This window comes from Trichococcus sp. (assembly GCF_049589555.1).
Lineage (GTDB): Bacteria > Bacillota > Bacilli > Lactobacillales > Aerococcaceae > Trichococcus.
This window is the reverse complement of sequence record NZ_JBAWAZ010000289.1, coordinates 1-16,749: the sequence shown is the minus strand read 5'-3', so window position 1 is coordinate 16,749 and position 16,749 is coordinate 1. Positions and strand designations below refer to the sequence as shown.

The 16,749-nt window shown below is 47.5% G+C and carries 14 protein-coding genes, 1 pseudogene and 1 other annotated feature; of the genes and pseudogenes, 2 read left to right on the top strand and 13 right to left on the bottom strand.

Annotation, left to right across the window (positions count from 1 at the left end):
* Positions 1 to 119: 119 nt before the first annotated feature.
* The 4 genes from WBV27_RS10335 to WBV27_RS10320 form a co-directional block, all read right to left on the bottom strand.
* Positions 120 to 833: a GntR family transcriptional regulator gene (locus WBV27_RS10335; protein ID WP_424201808.1), complete on the bottom strand. Its 714-nt coding sequence runs from the start codon at positions 831 to 833 to the stop codon at positions 120 to 122.
* A gap of 275 nt (positions 834 to 1,108) precedes the next feature.
* Positions 1,109 to 3,184, bottom strand: a complete 2,076-nt coding sequence (locus tag WBV27_RS10330) for a DEAD/DEAH box helicase (protein ID WP_424201806.1) — start codon at positions 3,182 to 3,184, stop codon at positions 1,109 to 1,111.
* Positions 3,184 to 4,512: a BREX system ATP-binding domain-containing protein gene (locus WBV27_RS10325; RefSeq protein WP_424201804.1), complete on the bottom strand. Its 1,329-nt coding sequence runs from the start codon at positions 4,510 to 4,512 to the stop codon at positions 3,184 to 3,186. The genes WBV27_RS10330 and WBV27_RS10325 overlap by 1 nt, the downstream gene beginning before the upstream one ends.
* Positions 4,505 to 6,388 carry a tellurite resistance TerB C-terminal domain-containing protein gene (locus WBV27_RS10320; protein WP_424201802.1) on the bottom strand — a complete coding sequence of 628 codons (1,884 nt, stop codon included), beginning with the start codon at positions 6,386 to 6,388 and terminating at the stop codon, positions 4,505 to 4,507. Before WBV27_RS10320 ends, WBV27_RS10325 begins: the two co-directional genes overlap by 8 nt.
* 417 nt (positions 6,389 to 6,805) lie before the next feature.
* On the opposite strand from WBV27_RS10320, the gene WBV27_RS10315 reads away from it, so the two are divergent.
* Complete coding sequence (locus WBV27_RS10315; protein ID WP_424201800.1) at positions 6,806 to 7,786, top strand: hypothetical protein; 981 nt, start codon at positions 6,806 to 6,808, stop codon at positions 7,784 to 7,786.
* A gap of 109 nt (positions 7,787 to 7,895) precedes the next feature.
* Here the strand turns inward: WBV27_RS10315 and WBV27_RS10310 are convergent, their stop codons facing one another.
* The 8 genes from WBV27_RS10310 to WBV27_RS10275 form a co-directional block, all read right to left on the bottom strand.
* Positions 7,896 to 8,732: a transporter substrate-binding domain-containing protein gene (locus WBV27_RS10310; protein ID WP_424201798.1), complete on the bottom strand. Its 837-nt coding sequence runs from the start codon at positions 8,730 to 8,732 to the stop codon at positions 7,896 to 7,898.
* 83 nt (positions 8,733 to 8,815) lie between these two features.
* Positions 8,816 to 9,667, bottom strand: coding sequence for a transporter substrate-binding domain-containing protein (locus WBV27_RS10305; protein WP_424201796.1), 852 nt, complete (start codon positions 9,665 to 9,667; stop codon positions 8,816 to 8,818).
* 28 nt (positions 9,668 to 9,695) lie between these two features.
* On the bottom strand, positions 9,696 to 10,418 hold the full coding sequence (locus WBV27_RS10300) for an amino acid ABC transporter ATP-binding protein (RefSeq protein ID WP_424201794.1): 723 nt from the start codon (positions 10,416 to 10,418) through the stop codon (positions 9,696 to 9,698).
* Positions 10,411 to 11,061 carry an amino acid ABC transporter permease gene (locus tag WBV27_RS10295; protein ID WP_424201792.1) on the bottom strand — a complete coding sequence of 217 codons (651 nt, stop codon included), beginning with the start codon at positions 11,059 to 11,061 and terminating at the stop codon, positions 10,411 to 10,413. The genes WBV27_RS10300 and WBV27_RS10295 overlap by 8 nt, the downstream gene beginning before the upstream one ends.
* A 73-nt stretch (positions 11,062 to 11,134) precedes the next feature.
* Positions 11,135 to 11,365 (bottom strand) — a binding site (T-box leader).
* A 141-nt stretch (positions 11,366 to 11,506) separates the two neighbouring features.
* Positions 11,507 to 11,710, bottom strand: coding sequence for a YwbE family protein (locus WBV27_RS10290; RefSeq protein WP_424201790.1), 204 nt, complete (start codon positions 11,708 to 11,710; stop codon positions 11,507 to 11,509).
* A gap of 13 nt (positions 11,711 to 11,723) precedes the next feature.
* Positions 11,724 to 13,532 carry an oligoendopeptidase F gene (pepF, locus tag WBV27_RS10285; RefSeq protein WP_424201788.1) on the bottom strand — a complete coding sequence of 603 codons (1,809 nt, stop codon included), beginning with the start codon at positions 13,530 to 13,532 and terminating at the stop codon, positions 11,724 to 11,726.
* 381 nt (positions 13,533 to 13,913) lie between these two features.
* Positions 13,914 to 14,831, bottom strand: a complete 918-nt coding sequence (locus WBV27_RS10280) for a ketopantoate reductase family protein (protein ID WP_424201786.1) — start codon at positions 14,829 to 14,831, stop codon at positions 13,914 to 13,916.
* A gap of 46 nt (positions 14,832 to 14,877) precedes the next feature.
* Positions 14,878 to 15,741, bottom strand: a complete 864-nt coding sequence (locus WBV27_RS10275; RefSeq protein WP_424201784.1) for a pyridoxamine kinase — start codon at positions 15,739 to 15,741, stop codon at positions 14,878 to 14,880.
* Positions 15,742 to 15,911: 170 nt separating this feature from the next.
* Between WBV27_RS10275 and WBV27_RS10270 the strand changes: the two genes are divergently transcribed.
* The gene (locus WBV27_RS10270; RefSeq protein WP_424201782.1) at positions 15,912 to 16,409 is read left to right on the top strand and encodes an ECF transporter S component; all 498 of its coding nucleotides are present in this window, start codon (positions 15,912 to 15,914) and stop codon (positions 16,407 to 16,409) included.
* Between the two features lie 145 nt (positions 16,410 to 16,554).
* Here the strand turns inward: WBV27_RS10270 and WBV27_RS10265 are convergent.
* Positions 16,555 to 16,749 (bottom strand): annotated as a pseudogene (locus WBV27_RS10265) (hypothetical protein); the annotation flags it as partial.

The window sequence follows — 16,749 nt, the reverse complement described above, 5'->3', positions numbered from 1 at the left end:
AGGCGACCCTTCTTTGCATCCAAAATTTCAGTAATGTATCCTGCTCCGGTGAACGACGGCTTCGCCGGAGGTCAAGCTATCGAGTCACCAAATCGAAACCGATCTTAAAGAGCTTTCGCTCAATTGCGCGTCAAAACGAGTTCGACGGCAAATTTATCATAGCGATGGACAGCTGTGGAGAACTCAAACGCATTGCCAGTATCGAGATAGCCGACCTGCTCGGCTACCGCCACTGGATCACCCTTGTCCAGTCCAAGCTCCTCCGCCTCAAAATCAGTGGCTTTGCGAACAGCAACCGTCCTATGCGCGCTCTGAATGTTCAACTTTAGATCATTTTCAATGTATTCATAGATCGAGCCTTTGAGATTTTTATCCTTGATGTTCGGAATCAGATCAATCGGCATGTAGATTTTTTCCATTACGATCGGTTCGTCTTCCACATAACGTACCCGATAGATGTCATAGACAAAGCTGCCAAGCGAAATATTCAACTTTTTGGCTGCAACTTCAGGCACCTTCACAATCGAAAAATTCAGTATTTTGCTGTGGACCTTTTTCCCGGCATAGAGCGCAGTCATACCGCGGAATTGATTCGCCATCGTCACGCGCTTGATTTCCTCCAGATTCAGGTCCTTCACAAAAGTACCGGAACCTCTCCTCTTGATGACCAATCCTTCCGCTACCAAGATGTCCAATGCCTTTTTTACCGTCATTTTGCTTGCATTGTAATGAATACACATATCTTTTTCAAAAGGAATCTGTTGATTGGCAACGTACTCCCCGTTTACGATTTTATTCCGAATATCATTGGATATGATGACATATTTTTGCATATTTTAGCATTGCACCTCTCGTAAAAAAATTAAGCTTTACGCAAGAAAAATCAAAATAATTAGGCTTTATCGAAAAAAGTCTATATTTTCAGTATACATAAAATATGGCTTTAAGACAATCCTTCTTCAAGCTTGTCGATATCAGCAGGCGTATTCTACTTTATACGATAGCTGATAGGATCTCAAATCAGTCAATTTCAAGATCGTATCCATAGACACGAAAAAGAGCACTCCACAAAAAACGATGGTATGCCCTCTTTCGTCGTCTGTCACATTCAAATCGAAAAGAAGTTGTTCAGGATCCACTTGATTTTCAAGCTTGTGGGAACCAATTGCATGAATTTTTGATGGGCCGTCAGCTCTTCGATGGCCTTCTCGTTTTTCTCCAGATAGGCTACGACATTATCCAGAGAAACATCCCCTCCAGCGAGTCGTTCCACCATTCTTTTTATGTCGGGACCCGTGATCAAGGAGTGCTTGTCGTGCAGTTGATATTTTTCTCCCTCAGTTGCGATGCTCTTGATGAGCAGCAGCAATGCGATATTGAACTTAGTCCCCCTGAATGTCACAATGCCTATATTCGTCTGATTGTCCTCATACCAATAGTTCCCGTCATCGTAGTATAGTTCACTCTTCAGAAAATCAAAATCACGTGTGATCTTGTCATTGTTCAGGGTCAGATACTCGCCCGTCCGCAAGAGCTTTTCCATATTTTCACGCACTTCATTGGAGACGAAGCCTTCGTCGCTGATGAATTTCGGGGGCCTTCCTTCTTTCGTCATTTCCACCATGATGCGCTTTGCCTTGACATCGATATCTTTCACAATCCACACCCTGGCCGCCAACAGAATTTTGCTTTCGATCTGGATATCCGGTGTGAACGGCAGACTGCCTATGCGCTCATGCTGGTAATGGACAGAAAAATCACTGGTCGTGAAAAACAGTGCATAGAAATCTCTGGAACGCAGAAGACGCTCCCCCTCCAAACCGACAATCGCCTCTTCATCCATGATTTCGATGAAGTCTTTTTCAACCATATAATCAATCAACAGCGCCAAATCTGCATCCGAAATCGCTGACCAGACCGGAAAGGTTTTATTCAGCTGCAACAATTGCGTCATCGGCATACTGACCTTTTGGAAGAGCATCGCCATCACTTGATGCGCCAAAGCATTGTAGGGTGTCTCAATCATTTCTATGGCATCCAATTCACCCCGTTCCAGCAAATCCAATGCGGCGTAGGTCTGAAGCATTTCCCAGGAGTCATCTTCCACAATGTGCAGGATGCTTTGATGGGTTCTCCGTCCGCTGCGCCCCAGTCTTTGGCTGAGCGAAGAAGTGGACGGAGGGGAGCCATACTGCACTACGCTGTCCACCGATCCGATGTCTATACCCAATTCCAAGGTGGAAGTGCAGGTGATTGTGAACAGTTGATCCTCATTGTTTTTGGCAAAGAATTCCACTTCTTCACGCAAAAGCTTGTCCACCGATGAATGATGGGCAAAATAGCGGATGGGCGCGTTCTCTTTTTTTGCCATCTTATCCAATTTATGGGTGATTTCTTCCACTCTGTTGCGGGAATTCGGAAAAATCAGCATCGTTTCCGTTTTGGAATACTGATAGATCGCTGCCAAGGATTCCCTTGCGACAAATGGACCCGCCTCACCACTCGTGTAGTCTATCGTGACGAGCAGATCATTTTTATCGCGGTCCACGAGAATATCCGTATCCCGATAGCTGCCGAAGAAGGCTTTCGCGTAACCAAAATCCTTCTTGTTCAAGGTTGCACTCATCGCGATGAAACGTGGCGCTTGCATGAATTGGCTGATCCGTTGCAGCAACGATTGCAAATGAACACCACGTTCCGTCCCAAGAAAACTGTGCAACTCATCGATGATGATCCATTCCACCCCTTTAAAGAGGTGCTGCGCCTCGCCAGGACGATTCACCAGCATGCCCTCAATCGATTCCGGCGTAATCAAAAGAATGCCTTTTGGTTGATTCACAACTTTCTTTTTCTGGGCTTGGGAAACTTCGCCATGCCAGCGCGTAATTGGAATATCCAAATACTCACTGAGTTCGCTGATGCGCTGGAATTGATCATTGATCAGGGCTTTCAAAGGAGAGATGTACAGCACCTTCAGCCCCGTTTCCCAATCTTCCACACTGTTCAGCGCCGGGATGAATGCAGCTTCCGTTTTCCCGGATGCCGTCGGAGCGGACAGAATAAGGTTATGATCGGTATTGGCAACCTGTTTGATGGCAGCATTTTGGATGCGCGTTAAGCTTGGCCAACCTTTATCATAGATGTACTGCTGGATGTCCCGGCTGAGACTGTCAAAGGCTTGCATCAGTAAACCTCTATTTCATCGTGGTCATCTGCATCCTTCGCCACAACTGAAGACTTTCTGCCGAAGCGATCGGCAAGGATCTGAGCGAAAGAATGGTCCGGGTTCTGGCGCTGCAAGGACAGAATTTCGATATAGTCCTTGATGACGGATCGCGGCGTCAAAAATGCCGCAGCTCCCGGACGGTTCAACTGGTCTTCCATGTATTGCTTGATTTCGCTGTCCTTCACCTTCAGCGTCGTTTGATAGGCCGTATTGTATATTTCCAATAACTTGGTCAAAAGGATAAAGATCTCTTCCGGTGTCAGTGGCTTCAGGTCGATGACGGTACTGTTCACATTGACATAGTCCTTATTTTTCATCAATTCGTTACCAAAGCGTGTTTTCAAAGCGCCATAGCTGGCCAATCCTCTTCGTTCGTCATATACCGTGTGCTTCGTTGCGCCAAAATTGATGAATAAGCCTTTTGCTTCATTGGTTTTCGTTTCGTTGTACAGATTGAGGATCATTTCATAATTTTTTTCCCGGGTCAAAGAACGGGGTAATTTATACAGATTGACTGATTCATCAAAGTTTATGACAAATCCCTTGTAGCCGATCTTCAAAAATAATTCCGCCAGATTTTTCAAGGCGATGAGATAGTTCGAGTCGTTGATGACGTTCTTGATGCCCAACTCTTTGGAGGCTTCCGTTTTTGTCGTGATATCCCCGCGGATCCAGCGAATCGCCTCAATCTGCAGGGACATATTGTCGCCCGCAATCCCCTCGAAATACTTCATCAGCGCTTGCCCGAATTCATAGGAAAGCCCCGATGAATAGAAGGAATTCGTCGTCTTCAGAATGGCATTCTCCACCAATTTCCAATGGGTCTTTTCCATCAAAATGGGAACGGTGAGGCTGTTTTCCGCCGCAATATGCTCAAGCAGAACCTGGATCCATTGCTGGACGATCGTCTCGATGGCATTCCCGTCGCGGTTGTTCTTGATGACGATTTTATTGACGACTTCATTGTACAACGCCAACGCTTTCCCGGATGAATCATAGAAACGACGCGTCGGGGTCAAATCAATAGTGGAAACAACGAAATTCTTTTGCAGCGCCAATGATTCAATCGTCCGCAAAACAAAACTTTTGCCCGAACCGAAATCGCCTACCCAAAACCGCAAATCACTGTTGCCGTCCTCCAATTTTTGCAAGGTGTCAATGATTTCCTTGACTTCATTGCTCCTGCCCACCAACACATGCTGCACCCCTTTTACAGGCACAACGCCTGCCTCAAGCGAGGCAATAATCGTTTGGGCATCCTTCTTTCTTAGCTTGATTTCAGCCATCTATCCATTCCCTCATTTCTTCCATAAAATCCTCTTCAATGATGACCTGCTGTTGGCTTATCACAAGCACTTGATCATCAAATATTTCATACAGCACTTCATTCAATTCTGTTAGGTACGCCTGATGGAGTTTCCCATTATTTTTTGCGTGTACTTTAAAATCATCCAAAGATATCCCGTTGCCTACCACCAACTGTTTCAGGAACAGCATATGCTCAGACTCCTGCTCGCTGTCTTTATTTTCGGTAGTTTCTATCATGGCTTCTGTCGCGGTGGCTGAAATAGATAGCGATGTGGAGACCGAACTTCCTTCTTCTCTTTGCTCCTCTGCCGGCGATATCTCAATCTCGGCAAAAATATTCAGGCTCAAAGCCGAATCCAGCCCTTCATCGGTTTTCTCCTCACTCAGGTAAGAGTCAACCATATCAATAATGGTATCTAAAGCTGAATGTGATGCGGTTATTAAGGCTGTGTCCAGCTTGATTTCTCTGCGTACAGGTTGCGTACAGTTATTTATAAGCTCCGCCAAACTTTCGATAGGCAGATTTTCATCGAGCAGCAACTGTTGATAATCGGTCTGTCTGGTTGGATGAACGAAGGTATCCCGTTCTTTTTGCAGCGCTTTTGATACCGGCAAAGCCATCCTTTCCATTAAAAATATAAAAATGATGCGCTTATCCGGATCCTCGCTTTGCTTGATCACCTTCGTGGCTATCTTTTTCAAATCCGGATCTTGTGCAACATCACGAAGCAAGCCGTTGATTCGCTCCAACGGTTGGCTGATGAGCAGATTGGCTGCTTCATGCCAGACGGTCTTGTTCACATCCCGCAAAGCTACAATGGTTTGGTAGTCCAGATCTAACTCAACTTCCTGGCTCAGGTATCCTTGAATCTTCAGGAACGTTTCATCCGGCAAATATTTTTGCAGATTCTGCAGGCTTTCCTCAGCAGGCACCACGCGGAGACCCTCGACCTCCTTGCGGATCATGTTTTCAGCCAGGAGATAAAGGTCTGCCGGCAAGCGGACCGTTTCTGCCCAGATACGCTCATCATCCAGTGGCAAGTGAAAATATTTCCTGAAATAATTATTGGGCTTGATCTTCCATTTGATGGATCCATCCTCAAGGTCATACAACACAATCTGCATGAGGTCTGCGTATTTCCCCAAACAAAGGCCCATGACGGCCGGTACTTCGGTAAACCTCGTCGCCCTTTTCCTTAGTTGATCGAAATACGCCATTTCGATCCCATCAAAAATTTGTTTGTCGCGCAGCATCCCGGACGGATCCCACCAAACGATTTTGGTTCCGAATTGCGTTAAGCCGAATTTTTTTCTGGTCTCCTCATCCGGGAATGGTACATTTTCCAGGAATACATCTACCTCATGCGTAAGGATTTTTTGAATGTCTCTGGACAACATCGATTTCAAATCATAGGAAAAGAAATCAGCTGCATACATATTGTCCATTCTGTAAAATGAATAGATCACCTCTTTGGATAGCCGGTAGACTTCGTCAAAGACGGTTACATGATAATAGTAACGCTCATATTTCACATGCTTGATGTTTTTGTGCTTTTTCTTCAGTTCGATATCAACGACTGTGCATAGGATTTCAAATAAGGCACCTACCACCGTCTCAACTTGGGTTGTTAAATTATCGTTGATTCTCAAGGGTGGCGAAACGTAGCTGATCCAAGCTTTTTCCGCGGCCTTCTGCTCAGCTCTCTTTTCAGCTTTTTTCAGACGCATCTGCTCCACGATGAGATCTCTTGGTTTGATGAAAGACTCCTCATTGTTCACCAATTCAATGATTGATATCTTTTCTTCTTCAGTAAGCTTCTTATTTTTGAATATTTTATTTATGAATTCGAACATGTTGGACGTCCCCCCCTTCCCCAGTTGCTGTGTAGAATACCATTTAAGTATACGTCTATTTGAAGGCATATTCAAGAACGCGTGTTCTGTTCAGGCTAGATTAAGAGCACTTCTCTTTGCCTTCAAATCAAATCGGAAAAAATATGGGGCGAAATAAGTTGCAAAAAGACGAAATTTTAAAGTTTTCAGAGTATATTCCCATATGTTCTAGATTGTTTCATGATCCATTAATTTAATGTCTCATCTACAGGCATTGCACACCTTGATTCCGCTCTTATCATTTCCCCACCCCCTCCAAAAGTGCTACACTTTAGTTGATACAAAAGCACTCATCAATCTCATTTATGTAAAATCTAAATAGGGACTTCACAGCATCCGCCTAATCAGAAACAGCATCAGGAATGGGGAGAAAAAATTATGGATACGATCAGCAATTATGTAGATTCCGTCTTTGCACAGTTACCAACCACTCCCGAAGTCTCAGAACAAAAGAACGCCATGCTATCGAAAATGCAGGCCAAGTACAACCAACTGAAAGCAGAAGGCAAAAGCGAGCACGAAGCGATCAGTGTTGCCATAGCTACTCACGGTAATATTGATGACTTCACCGGATCCTACCAAGCCGAATCACCTGCAGAAAATCCCCAAAATGAAGTCTACCTTACTCCTGAACAAGTGGATGAATACATCGATCACCGTCATCACTTCGCCTGGGCGATGGCGACAGGTGTTTTCCTGTGCATCATGGGCCCAGCCAGCCTGTTTCTCGGTCAGTACCTTGCCGGATACCGAGATGGTCAAGGAGGCCGTACGAGTGACCTGATGGATATTCTGACACTCGTGCCGCTGTTCATCTTTGTCGCAGCCGGCGTCGCCTTGTTCATTCTTTACGGCATGAAGGAGCAGCAATTTGAATTGGAGGAAAAACGGGTCCAGCTCGACTCCACAACCTACTCCAGGCTGAAAGCTGATCACAAAGCCTTCCGTCCGCGGTTGGCCGTCGCTGTTGCGATCGGGGTCGCGCTCTGCATCCTGGCTCCTGTCTCCATGCTGCTTTCCGTCGTCTTTCTCGGGGAAGATAACGGCCTGTCGCTTGTGTTCCTGCTCAGCTTCATCGCAATCGGCGTCTTCCTGTTCATCTTTTACGGCATCCAGGATGAGACATACGAAAAGCTGTTGTCAATCGGTGAGTTTGCGAAGGACAAAGCCGAGAAGAACAAAGTGGTCGGCATCGTTGCGGGTGTTGTCTTCCCACTAGCGGCTGCCATCTATTTGATTGCCGGCTTCGTTTATTACGCTTGGGCGAGTGCCTGGATCATCTTTCCGATCGTCGGCATCCTCTTCGGGATATTCGCGACTGTCTACAACGGCTACATGGATCTGAAGAAGAAAAAATAAAAAAAGGCACCTGCTGAAAAAACCTCCTAAAATAAATAAAAGAAGAGAAGGAACAATCACCTACGCGGCTGACTGTTCCTTCTCTTCTTTTTGCTATTCAGCTATCCAGCTAAACCCCGGTATTCTCATCCATAATCTCAATATTCGCACGGATCAGTTCCTCGACTTTGCCGCTTTCTTTCATCTCATCCAAAATGTCGTTCACTTCATCCAGAAAATCCTCGCTGTCTTTCGCGACCGCGATGGCTGATTCGTTCGGCGTGCTGGCGACGTCGAAGTCGGCGATTTCAAGGCCTTCGTTCTCTTCGACGTATCGCCTCGCAACAGTCTCCACCATCAATACGGCATCCGCTTTGCCGGTCACCAAATACAGGATGGCCGTATTCAATTTCGGTACGGACTGAATTTCAGCATCCGGGAAGTTTTCCAGCAGATACGTTTCCTGGATCGTCGCCTTTTGCGTTGCCAGGCTGGCCTTCTTCAGGTCGTTTTCCGATCGGATATCCTTCGCATCCTCCGACTTGATCACCAGGGCATCCTTTTGGGTATAGTAGATATCCGTGAAATCGACGCTTTGTTTTCTTTCTTCCGTAGGGTTCATGCCGGCGATGATCATATCGACCTTGCCTGTGGATAATGCCGGAATCAGGCCGTCGAAGTCCATATCTATGACTTCCAGCTCGACCCCCAGTTCATCCGCGATGGCTTGGGCGATATCGATGTCGAAGCCGATGATTTTGTCCTCTCCGTCCTGCACCAGATGCCACTCATATGGAGGATAATCAGCACAAGTTCCGACGACCAATTTTCCGCTGTCCTTGATTTCCTGTAAGGCGCTGCTTCCATCCGTCGCAGCGCTGTTCGCTGGTCCGCTCGTGTTTCCGCATGCTGTCAAAGCCAAGAGACTAATCGTTCCCAAAACCATTTTCATAAACCCTTTTTTCAATCGTGATTCCTCCGCATTCATAGTCTCAAAAAAAGGATGCCCTTTTCAGAGCACCCTTGCACTTTTATTGGTATGTTACTTTGTTATTCTGCTGTGTTGTCTTCCATCAATTGTGTATTGACTTGGATCAATTCTTCAATCTTGCCGCTGTCTTTCATTTCTGTCAAGATATCATTGACAGTGTTCAAGAATTCGCCGCCGTCTTTAGCGACTGCGATTGCTGATTCATTCGGGTCGCTTTGTACATCAAATTCAGCGATCATCAAAGTATCATTTTGGGAAACGAACTGCTTCGCAACTGTTTCAACCATCAAGATAGCGTCAACTTTTCCAGTTGTCAAAGACATGATCGCTGTGTTCCATTTTGGTACGGATTGGATTTCAGCATCCGGGAAGTTTTCCAACAAGTAATCTTCTTGGATTGTCGCTTTTTGAGTAGCCAATGCTGCTGTTTTCAAAGAATCTTCAGATGTGATGGTTGCAGCGTCTTCTGTTCTGATCACCAATACGTCTTTTTGTGTGTAGTAGATATCAGTGAAGTCAACGCTTTGTTTTCTTTCTTCAGTAGGGTTCATGCCGGCGATGATCATGTCGATCTTGCCAGTTGATAAAGCCGGGATCAAACCGTCGAAGTCCATGTCTTTGACTTCCAACTCAACGCCTAATTCATCAGCGATTGCTTGCGCGATATCGATATCGAAGCCGACTACTGTATCTTTTCCGTCTTTGACAAGGTGCCACTCGTATGGAGGATAATCCGCGGATGTACCCATCACCAATTTGCCGCTGTCTTTGATTTCCTGCAATTTATCAGTCGTAGTTGTTGCTGCTGAATCTGTTGCGGAGCTGTCCGCTGTCTCGCTTGTATTTCCGCATGCCGCCAAAGCAAGAATGCTCATTGCACCCAAAGCTAATTTCAATAATCCTTTTTTCATCCTAACCCCTCCAAATATGTTTTTTATTTTATAGGACTTTCGATAAGAAATCCTTTGTCCGCTCACTTTTTGGATGATTGAAAATCTCATCCGGTGTTCCTTGTTCCATCACTTGGCCGTCATCCATGAAAAGGATGCGGTCGCCGACTTCTTTCGCGAAGCCCATTTCGTGGGTCACGACTACCATCGTCATGCCTTCCAGCGCAAGGTCTTTCATTACCTGCAACACTTCGCCGACCATTTCCGGGTCAAGCGCGGATGTCGGTTCATCGAACAGCATCATATCCGGCTCCATCGCCAAGGCCCGCGCGATTGCGATCCGTTGTTTCTGTCCGCCCGATAAGGATTGTGGATAAACATCAGCTTTCTCCGACATACCCATGCGCGTCAACAGTTTTCTGGCGATTGCTTCGGCTTTGTCTTTCGGTACTTTCTTGACTTGCTGCGGTCCGATCATGATGTTATCCAATACCGTCAGATGCGGGAAAAGATTGAAGCTCTGGAAAACCATGCCCATTTTGGTGCGGATGGAATCGATATCCACACCTTTCTTGTTGATTTCCTGGCCTTCAAAGATCACTTTACCGGATGTTGGTTCCTCAAGCAAGTTCATGCAGCGCAGAAAGGTACTTTTCCCCGATCCGGATGGTCCGATGATAACGACCACTTCACCCGAGTTGATTTGTTCATCTATGCCTTTCAGGACTTGCTTATCCCCGAAAGATTTCGTAAGTTGTTCTGTTTTAATCACTTTGTTTCAACCTCATTTCTAGAATGTCCACTAATTTAGAGACGATTGATGTCATGATGAAGTACATCACAGCAGCGACCACTAGCGGGCCGAATGGCAAGAATGTCGCACCGCGGACCGTATTTGCGGCGAACATCAAGTCGCGCAAGCCCAACACGGAAACAATCGATGTTTCTTTTATCAGCGTTACGAATTCGTTACCCAAAGCCGGAAGGATGTTCTTGATGGCTTGTGGATAAATGATTTTTTGCATCGCCATTGATTTGCTCATCCCGATCGAGCGGGCGGCTTCCATTTGGCCTTTGTCGACCGCTTGGATTCCGGAACGGATGATTTCGGCGATGTAGGCTGCCGAGTTCAAGGATACAGCGATGACACCGGACAGGAAGTCGGGCAATTCGATATTGATGACGTACAGGCCGTAATAAATGATGAATAATTGCACCAACAATGGTGTGCCCCGCACAATTTGGATGTACCCGTTCGCTAATAAGCTGAGGAACTTGTTGGGTGACATTTTCATCAATGCCAATCCTGTCCCTAATATGACGCCCAGTACGATCGCGCTGATCGAAAGGCCAATCGTATAACCTGCGCCTTGGAAATAAATCGGCATGTAGGTCTCAAAGAAAGTTGAATCCATTTGTATATAATCCCCTTTTTTATGTTTTTGCTGGTGGTACTCTGGGTACTAAAAAACCGCCCCTTGTATTGCTACAAGAGACGGGTCAATGTTTGATTCCGCGGTACCACTCTAGTTGATCTGCTGTGAAACAACAAATCCACCTCGATTAAATTAACGCATAAAGTGCGTAAAAGGCTACTCAATGTTCACCTTTTCGTCATCCGAAGTGCGCTTCAATCTGATATTTTACTGCTGGGCTTCCACTCTGTCCCGGCTCGCTGGAGAAAATATTCAAATCTACTCTCTTCATCACTGACTTTGTTTTATTCAGTTGTGGTATGAAATCATAATATAAGATTTGAAAAGAACTGTCAACAAAAAAACTATCATCGGATTTTCATATGATTCCTTTTTCTGAGAAAAGTAGCGATCTCTCGATTTTTTTCTCATTTTTCATCCCAATTTATGCCTCGCCCACGATCTGTTGCACGCGACCAACCTGATTGCCTTCCACCAGCATCACTTTGATGCCGTGCGGATGGTTGGGGCTGTTGGTCAACAAGCGTTTCACATGCCCTCTTGTCAGTTTCCCGGTGCGTTGGTCTTTCTTCAAAACGATATCGACCAAAGCGCCGATCTTGATGTTTTTTCTTAGTTTTTCGTCCATGAGTTCCTCTTTCTTAAGCAAGCTCTTTGCTTAGTGTGATGATTTGATCGACTGCTTCGTCCAAATAGTGGATCGTGTCCTGCAGCGCCTGATCGGTTTTGATGTCCACACCGGCCAAGGCTGCGGCTTCTGCGGCTTCCAATTTGTCCCCGAGCGCCAAGAATTCCAACCAATCGGCAACTGCGTGCTCTTCGTTCGCTTTAACGCGCAGGAATGCTTGCGTCGCAATCGTCAATCCGGCCGAATAGGTGTAGGAATACAGCCCCATGTAGTAATGGATCTGGCGCATCCATGTCAGCTCCGCTCCGGCGTTGATTTCCACAGCATCCCCCCAGAATCGTTCCAACACGCTCCGTTTGATTTCGCTCAATTTGCCGGCATCGAAGCTCTTGCCCGCGTCGATCAAGTTGTAGACTTCCCTTTGATAGGCCGCCTCAAGCAGGTGCGTGACGAAATTGTGGAAATAGGTGTCGGAAAGCATCTTCGTCAAAGCAAAGCGCTGCATGCGCGCATCCGTGCTCTTGCGCGCCAATGACTCCGTCAACAGCAGTTCATTGAAGGTGGATGGGCCTTCGATCAGGTACAACGAAGGCTCCGCTCCAAGAACGCTGTTGTTTTCGTTCGACAGGATCATCTGGCCGGCATGGCCCAATTCATGTATTAACGTATAGACATCGGAAAGTTGGTTCGCCCATGACATCAGGATGTAAGGATGCGTGCCGTACGGGCTCGTGCAGAATCCACCGGTCGATTTGCCGATATTCTGGGCGAAATCGATCCAACGCTCCGGATAAGCCTGCATGATCCGGTCCGAATAATCCTGGCCCAAAACCGCTATGGCATCCTGAACCATCATCTGCGACTCTTCGATCGAAACTTGCGGCGAATATTCCGGATCCAGCGCAATCTTCAAGTCGGCATAGGTCATTTTGTCCAGACCGCGGATTTCCTTCAGGTGCGTGATGTATTTCTGCATGACCGGCGCAAGGTCGTTCATGATCGTATCGATTTGGCGATCATACAGCTCGCGCGTCACTTCCTGCCCGTAAAGCAGATAGTCAATCACGGAATCAAAACCGCGCATTGTCGCCAGTGTCTTTTCCTTCTGCAGTTGGATATAATAGGCCGTTGCGACCACGTTCTCATAATCGCTGAGGACAGCCGAAAATTTATCGAAAGCCGCCCGACGGATCGCTGTGTCGTCATGGTACATGTAGTAATCTTCATAGAGTACGAAGCTAAGCGGATATTCCTTCCCGTCGGCCGTGAAAGTGCCGAAGTCCATATCGCCAAGGCGGGCCTGTTCATAGATGGCGCTAGGCGCGTCCAACGTCGGGGCCAGCTGGGCCAATGCCTTTTCGACTTCAGGCGCCAGCTGGATATCTTTGTTTTTCTTGGTGTGGCGGATGTAGGAAGCGAAACGCGGGTCTTCCGAAACGATCTGATCAAGGACTGCGGCGTCGCAGCCGATCAGTTCCGATTCAAAAAAAGTCAGTTGGGCGCTGATGTCCGCCATCGCGTTCGCCGTTTGGCGGGACAGCTCAACGTTGTCCGGATCGGTCAGGTCGGTCGCTTCCGGCATCATCGCGTAATGATCCGCCAAGGTTGCGGTTTCGATGAGACCTTCATATTCCTTCATTGCGGCAAGGATCGTTTTGGCATCCGTAAGTTTGCCTTCGTATGTCGCTGCGAATGTTGCTGTTGCAACTTTTAGACCGTTTAAAGCGGCCTCGAAGTCTGCTCTTGTTTTATAGAGTGCGGTCACATCCCAAGTCAATGCCTCCGGGATCTCCGCGCGGTTTTTCAGTTGTTCTTGTGTCATGATTTTTTCTCCTTTTTCGTGCTTTTTGACGATTATAGAATGAATGCTTCCATTATAACAAAAAAATGCTGCCGGCGTCGGGTGTCGTGATTGCCTGTATATCGATTTGCTTTGGTAGCTCCGGCCAACCAGGTCTTCTCCGGAGCAGGGCAATTGATTTGGCTTTCACCTTCGACTAAACCTTCTTCGTCGGAGATGAGCTCATGGCTCAGCATTTTCCTCCGCCCAACTGGTCCTCACCGGAGTTGGCGGCTTATTTTCGACAGTCTCCTCCGATGGCAGAGCGGTAGCTGAATTGCGGTTCAACTGCAGGAAAACCGTAAAAGCCCCCGCTAGCGAGGGCTTTATGCCTTCGCCCGCGAAGGCCGATAATCCGTTCTCTCAGTAAGTTGCTTCGATGACTTGGACTTGATCATACAGGTACTGGTTCGTCGGGGCAGGCAATCCGTATTTTTTGGCTTTTTTCAGAATGGTGCCTGCAAAAAGTTCGACCTCTGAAGGCCGTTTCGCAATGCCATCCTGGCGCATCGATGGCATCCCCAGGGGCGTCAGTCCGTCGATGATCGCCAAATCATTTTCCAGATCGGTTTCGGTCAGGTTGACGCCTTCCTTCTGGGCGATCGGCAGGACTTCACGCATGGCAGCGATCATCAGATCGCGATTTGGCCCTGCCTCATGGATATCGCGGAAAGTGCCTTCCTTCACCATCAGCACTTGGTTCACGCCGACATTCAACATGAATTTCGCCCACATGCGGTGCAGGATATCGGCTTCGACTACGTGCGGCAAGGCCGATTCTTCGAAGAAAGCTGCCACCTCATCCAAACGCGCCTGTTTTACCGGAGCATCGATGCCAATGCGCAGTTCGCCGATATGGACAGACTTCACATCATTACCGGTACGGAGAGCGTCCATCCCTTGGGCTACGCAGTGGACGACCTTCTCGCCGCCGAAAGCCGCGCCGATGACTTCTTCGCTGGAGATGCCGTTCAGGACCGAAATAATCGTTGTATCCGGTCCTACCTGATTTCGGGCGGTATCAATTGCTTCGTCCAATTGGGTTCCTTTTACGGCCAAAATAACCAGGTCCGCCGGCGCCAGGCTGGCATCGGTTTCGTCGACGTATTGGAAATCACATTTCTCTCCATTGAATGAAATGCCTTGTTCCTGGTAGCGCGCCATCCGTTCTTTGTTGACGACGATGCGCACGCGATCCTTCCCGATGGCCTTGGTGAAATGGTGACCGTAGAGGATCCCTAAAGCGCCCAATCCGATGATGGCTACAGTTTGTATTTTCATTTTCTCACGCCTCTTTCCAAGTAATGAATGTTTGATGCTGGATCGGTCATTCTGCCGGTTTATATTTGCGCAACTGTTCAATCAAATACGGCAAATCCGTCTCGAATTGGACGCCATAGTGCAGTTCGCGTCCGCTTTTCAGCGTGCGCTCGATCGCCATGCTGTTGTAATGGACCGCCGTTTCGGTGGCTGCAGTCAAAGGCAGATCCTGGAAAAGCAACCCCGCGATGACACTCGTGAACAGATCGCCCGCGCCGTCATAATGGCCGGGAAAATGTTCCGCGAAGGCATACTGCGCTTCAGGCTCTTCTTGGCTGACGCAGACAGCACCGATCTTTTCCGGTTCCAAGGAAACCCCCGTCAGCACGACGCTCTTCGGATTCAACACCCGCAAATCAGCCAATAATTCCGCAACCTCGGCTTCCTTGTAAGGCTTCTTCAACATGGGGCGTTTGGTCAAAAAGCAGGCTTCGGTCACGTTCGGCGTGATTACTGTCGCTTCCTGGCAGAGTGCCGCCATCTCTTCCACATATTCCAGCGTGAATCCCGGATACAGCACGCCTTGATCGCCCATCGCAGGATCCAGAATGATGTGGGCATCTTCGGCCGCAAATGTATGGATAATCTCGCGTACGATGTTGATTTGCTGGCGCGAACCCAGATAGCCGATCAGGATGCCGTCGAATTTCATACCCAATGACTGCCAATGCTGCAGGATACCGCCCATTTCCTGGGTCAGATCCAAAAAGGTATAGCCTTCAAATTCTTTACCCGTATGGGTGGACAACAGTGCTGTCGGCAGCATGCTCACCCAATTGTCCAGGCAGCTCACGACAGGCACCGCCACGTTCATTGAAATGCGGCAACTGGCGGAAATATCTTGGATAAGCAGTACTCTTGGTTGACTCAAATGCTTGCACCCCTTTACTTTAAAAACTCAATTATTCCCATTCTATCATCTTTTCATTGGATTTTCTCATTTTTCCATCATTTTGAAATTTATTGTGAAAACGATGAGAAAAAGAGTGCAAACTTTTGCATAAGGGCTATAATAAAAAATAATGCTTGGAGGAGAGTTGCATGAAAACTGAAAAAAACAGTACTTACAGATTGGTTATTTTGGCCTTATTTATGGCGTTTACCGTCGTCATGACTTTGTTGTTCCGCATCCCGATTCCTTTCGGCTACGTTAACTTGGGAGACATGGTGCTCTTGTTGGCCGGTCTATCCTTTGGAGGCAGCGCTGGCTTCTTCGTCGGCTCACTCGGCAGCATGTTGGCCGACCTGTTCGCCGGTTATGCCTTCTATGCGCCGATCACTTTTGTCGTAAAAGGTTTGGAAGGATTCTTTGCCGGCTGGTTGTTCCAGAAAATGGATCACAAGAAGCCTTTGGTTGCCACGGTGATTGCCGGTATCTGGATGGCGATCGGATACGCCATCGGGGACACGATCCTTTTCGGCTTCGGCGCTGCGATCGCTTCATTCCCGTTGAACATCGCGCAGGGTCTCGTGGGGGCATTCCTGTCCACCCTTTTGTACCGTTGGTTGAACCCTTATATCACGAAGAAATTCAAATAACGAATGTGCGATGAGGGGAAATTGTTGGATGTCCTCTCTGTATTCGGAAATTTTGCTCCATGTTGAAAAAAAATTACCCAAAAACACAAAGAACGCCCATTCCGCGAACCGTGCGGAGTGGGCGTTCTTTCTGCATATATGCCGCTCAAAAAAGCAGCGCCGCCAATAACGGGATGGTGAATACCGATAGTAGCGTCGAAATGAATACATAGCGCGTTGAGAAGGCCGTATTGCCTCCGTACTGCATGGACAGCGCCACAGCCATCGCCGGGCCGGGCATGGCGGCGATGATGACGAGGATTCCCAGCATGGTCGGGTTCGTCAGGATGCCCTTCAAAGC